A 3,810-nucleotide genomic window follows, 5' to 3' on the forward strand; every position below is an offset into this window, starting at 1 on the left:
TCAGTCCCGTGACGGCATCCACCGAGGGTCCGATCTGCTTCTTCACGAGCCCGTAGAGACCGAAGGAGAAAGCCAGAGTGAGGGCGATCCACGGGAAGCTCCCGTACCCGACGACGATGACGAGGACCGCGACCACCGAGAGTCCGATCGCGATCCAGGGCACCAGGCGAAGGCGTTCGCGCAACACCGTCACGCCGAGGAGCACGGTCACGATGGGGTTGATGAAGTACCCGAGGCTCGTCTCGATGACGTGACCGGTCAGCGCACCGATGAGGTACGTCTGCCAGTTGACGTAGATGAGCACACCGGCCAGCGCGGTCAGCGCCAGGAGCCGGGGCTGCCGGACGATCGCCAGGAACGGCCGCCACGCGCGCAGCACGGTCAGCAGGATCAGACAGAACACGAACGACAGCGCGATGCGCCAGGCGACGACCTCCCACGGGCCGGTCGGCTCCAGCTGGAGGAAGTACAGGGGCAGCACGCCCCACAGGAGATAGGCGGCGAGGGCGAAGAGGCCGCCACGCACGGCTCCCGGGGCGGGCGGCGAAGCGGGAGTCACTTCCTCAGACTAGGCCCGCGCCCCGCCGCGGGTCCGCCGGTCATCGCGCATTCCCCGCCAAAGACGGGAACCCCGGATGCCGAGGCATCCGGGGTTCCCGTGAGGATCGCGAAAGATCAGCGCACGACCACCGCGAGGACGTCGCGAGCCGAGAGCACGAGGTACTCGTCGGCGCCGAACTTGACCTCGGTGCCGCCGTACTTGCTGTAGAGCACACGGTCGCCGACGGCGACGTCGAGGGGGACACGGTTGCCGTTGTCGTCGATGCGGCCGGGGCCGACGGCGACGACTTCGCCCTCCTGCGGCTTCTCCTTGGCGGTGTCGGGGATGACGAGACCACTCGCCGTGGTCTGCTCAGCCTCGACCTGCTTGATGACGATGCGGTCCTCGAGCGGCTTGATGGAAACCGACACGGTCTACCTCTTCTTTCTCGTTACAGAAGACTTGTCAGCACTCACGCGGGGAGAGTGCTAATTCGAGTGTAGAGAAGCACTGGCACTCACGCAACGCGAGTGCCAGCACATTCCGCGCTTAGGCTGGCCGGGTGGAGATCGCCGAGCTGACCGCGCTGCTCACGCCCGGGGGCCTGACCCTGCTCGACGAGGTCGGACCGATCGCCACCACCGACGATGCCGCCCGCGCCGTTTCGCGGCTGCGGGCGGCCGGGCACTCCCCCGAACTCGTTGCCGCCGTCGTTGGCCAGGCACGATTGCGCGTGCGCGCGGCGGCGAAGTTCGGCCCGTTCGCCGACCGGATGCTGTTCACTCGCGCGGGGCTCGAGCAGGCCACGCGACTGTCCATCGCCGCCCGACACGCGGGACGCTTCCGCGCCGCCGGTGTGACCGGAATGGCCGACCTCGGGTGCGGGATCGGTGGAGACGCCCTGGGCCTCGCCGGGCTCGGCATCCGGGTGCACGCCGTCGACGCCGACGAGGTGACGGCCGCGATCGCCGCGTACAACCTCGCGCCCTTCGGCGACGCCGTCACCGTGGCTCACGGGCGCGCGGAGGACGCCGACCTCGACGGAGTGGATGCCGTGTGGCTCGACCCCGCGCGGCGCACAGCCGGGCACGGCGAAACGCGGCGCGTGTCGGCCGACCAGTGGTCACCGTCGCTGGACTGGGTCTTCGGGCTCGTGCAGGAGCGTCCGGGCGGCGTGAAGCTCGGACCGGCGTTCGACCGCGAGTTGATCCCGGATGACGTCGAGGCGCAGTGGATCAGCGCCGATGGCTCGACAATCGAAATCGTGCTTTGGTCGGGGAGCCTCGCCCGCGAGGGCGTCCGCCGCGCCGCTCTGGTCGTCCGCGGCGACGACGCGTGGGAGCTCACCGCCCCGGCCGACGCCCCCGACGCCGAGCCCCGCGAACTCGGCGCCTTCGTGCACGAGCCCGACGGTGCCGTCATCCGGGCGCGGCTGATCGGCGAGGTGGCCCGCTCGCTCGAGGCGGGAATGCTGGCCCCCGGCATCGCGTACCTGACTTCGGACTCGGCCCTCACGAGCCCGTTCGTGTCGTCGTTCCGCGTGCGCGAGGAACTGCCGACCGACACGAAGAAGCTGGCCCGGGCGCTGCGCGAGCGCGGCATCGGAACGCTGGAGATCAAGAAACGCGGGGTCGACGTCGACCCCGCGACCCTGCGGACGCGCCTGGCGCTGCGCGGGGAGGATTCCGCGACGCTCCTGTTGACGCGCATCGCGGGTCGGAGACGCGCGCTCCTCGCCGACCGCGTGGGCTGAGCCCGCTCGCCGAGGCCGCGGTCAGGTCGGGGCCGCGGCGTCTCCGCGGGTCGCGAGGAAGTCGTCGACCCGCTCTCTCGTCGCCGTCAGTGTCCGGATGCGCTCCGACAGGTCGTCCCGCACCCGCGCGAGCTGTACCACGAGCGCGTCGTGCGCGGCGGCCGGGGCATCCCCGGTGCAGGCGAGCACCGACGTCACGACCTCGCGGGGAAAATCCATCCCGAAGAGCATCTGGATGACGATCGCCCGGTCGACGACGGAGTCGTCGTAGCGTCGGTAGCCATTGGGCTCGCGCTCCGACCCGATCAGGCCCAGCTGCTCGTAGTACCGCAGGGAACGCGCACTCACGCCGCTGCGGGCGCTGACCTCGCCGATCCTCATCGCTTCCCCCTTGACCTTGACACGATGTCAATCTATACGCTCGCTGACGCCGCGGCGCACGGTGCGCCACGGCGGGAGGGAACCATGAGCGAGCACATCCAGGCGGCGGGGCGCACCCGGACCTTCGTCGTGGCGGGCGCGCCGGAGGGACCACCGAACCGACCGCTCGTGCTGGTCTTCCACGGATCGAGGCAAGACGGCGAGGGTCACCGCCGGTTCACCGGCCGCGCCCTCGACGGGCTCGCCGACGAGGGCCGGGCGGTGATCGCGTACCTCGACGGATATCGGGGCAATTGGAACGACGCCCGCGTGCAGAGCGCCTTCCCCGCCAGGCGGCACGGGATCGACGACATCGCCTTCGCCCGAGAGGTTGTCCGCTCCCTCGCCGCGACCCACGGCATCGACACCTCGGCGGTCGTCGGCGTCGGCTTCTCCAACGGCGGCCAGATGATCCTCCGACTGCTGCACGAAGCCGAGGGACTGCTCGCGGGTGGCGTCGTCGTCGCCGCCACCATGCCGGAGCGGGAGAATTTCCTCGCCGGGTTCTCGACGTCCGCCGCCCGCCCCGTGCCCGTGACGATCGTGGCGGGCACATCGGACCCGATCGTGCCGTTCCGCGGCGGACGGATGCCGTGGTGGGCACGGAAGCTCTTCGCGATCGACGGGACGACGCTCTCGGCGACGGCGACCGCCGAGTACTTCGCGCAGCGCAACGGGATCACCGAGGCTCCCGAGAGCCACGGCGCCGGACCCGGGAGGACCCCGATCGAGACGATCCGCTATCGCCAGGAGGGTCGACCGCCCGTCACGCTGCACGTCGTCCACGGCGGCGGCCACACCGTGCCCGGCCCGGCGACCGGTCTCCGGGTCGGACGCACCGGCGAGCACCCCGGCATCCGGGACATCGTCGCCGACATGCTGGCCGCGCTGCGGGTCTAGACCGTCGAGAGCTGCGGCAGCGCCCAGAACAGCCACCCGGCGCTGAAGACCACCGACACGACGGCGAGCACGAGAGCCCACACCGCGATGCGGCGGCTGTCGTGCGCGCGGCGCAGCGAGATGATCGAGGAGACGATCGCAACGACGCCGAGCGGAAGCAGACAACCCGCGAACAGCGAGGCGACTAGCGCCGCGA

At 70.8% G+C, this 3,810-nt stretch carries 5 protein-coding genes and 1 pseudogene; 2 read left to right on the plus strand and 4 right to left on the minus strand.

Translation table 11 applies throughout. The features are described 5' to 3' along the window. Both rarD and groES read right to left on the minus strand, forming a co-directional pair. The coding region (rarD, locus tag LQV45_RS20255) for an EamA family transporter RarD (RefSeq protein ID WP_230008554.1) at positions 1 to 559 on the minus strand (559 nt) is incomplete at its 3' end. Positions 560 to 675: 116 nt separating this feature from the next. Continuing rightward, complete coding sequence (gene groES / locus LQV45_RS20260) at positions 676 to 972, minus strand: co-chaperone GroES (RefSeq protein WP_039394204.1); 297 nt, start codon at positions 970 to 972, stop codon at positions 676 to 678. Between the two features lie 131 nt (positions 973 to 1,103). On the opposite strand from groES, the gene LQV45_RS20265 reads away from it, so the two are divergent. Further along, entirely contained in the window at positions 1,104 to 2,294 is a 1,191-nt protein-coding gene (locus LQV45_RS20265; protein ID WP_230008555.1) for a class I SAM-dependent methyltransferase, read from the plus strand. 21 nt (positions 2,295 to 2,315) lie between these two features. Here LQV45_RS20265 and LQV45_RS20270 read toward each other — a convergent pair whose 3' ends face one another. Then, on the minus strand, positions 2,316 to 2,675 hold the full coding sequence (locus tag LQV45_RS20270) for a MerR family DNA-binding transcriptional regulator (RefSeq protein WP_230008556.1): 360 nt from the start codon (positions 2,673 to 2,675) through the stop codon (positions 2,316 to 2,318). A gap of 84 nt (positions 2,676 to 2,759) precedes the next feature. On the opposite strand from LQV45_RS20270, the gene LQV45_RS20275 reads away from it, so the two are divergent. Beyond that, the gene (locus tag LQV45_RS20275) at positions 2,760 to 3,614 is read left to right on the plus strand and encodes a PHB depolymerase family esterase (RefSeq protein WP_230008557.1); all 855 of its coding nucleotides are present in this window, start codon (positions 2,760 to 2,762) and stop codon (positions 3,612 to 3,614) included. Here the strand turns inward: LQV45_RS20275 and LQV45_RS20280 are convergent. Beyond that, positions 3,611 to 3,810: pseudogene (locus LQV45_RS20280) on the minus strand (hypothetical protein); the annotation flags it as partial. The gene LQV45_RS20275 and the pseudogene LQV45_RS20280 sit on opposite strands and share 4 nt — an antisense overlap.

The sequence above is a fragment of the Microbacterium sp. Bi128 genome (genome assembly GCF_918698205.1).

Excerpts from the sequence above, each read along its gene's own strand:
- LQV45_RS20275 (WP_230008557.1), top strand. The coding sequence starts at position 2,760 with ATGAGCGAGCACATCCAGGCGGCGGGGCGCACCCGGACCTTCGTCGTG.
- LQV45_RS20270 (WP_230008556.1), bottom strand. The coding sequence starts at position 2,675 with ATGAGGATCGGCGAGGTCAGCGCCCGCAGCGGCGTGAGTGCGCGTTCC.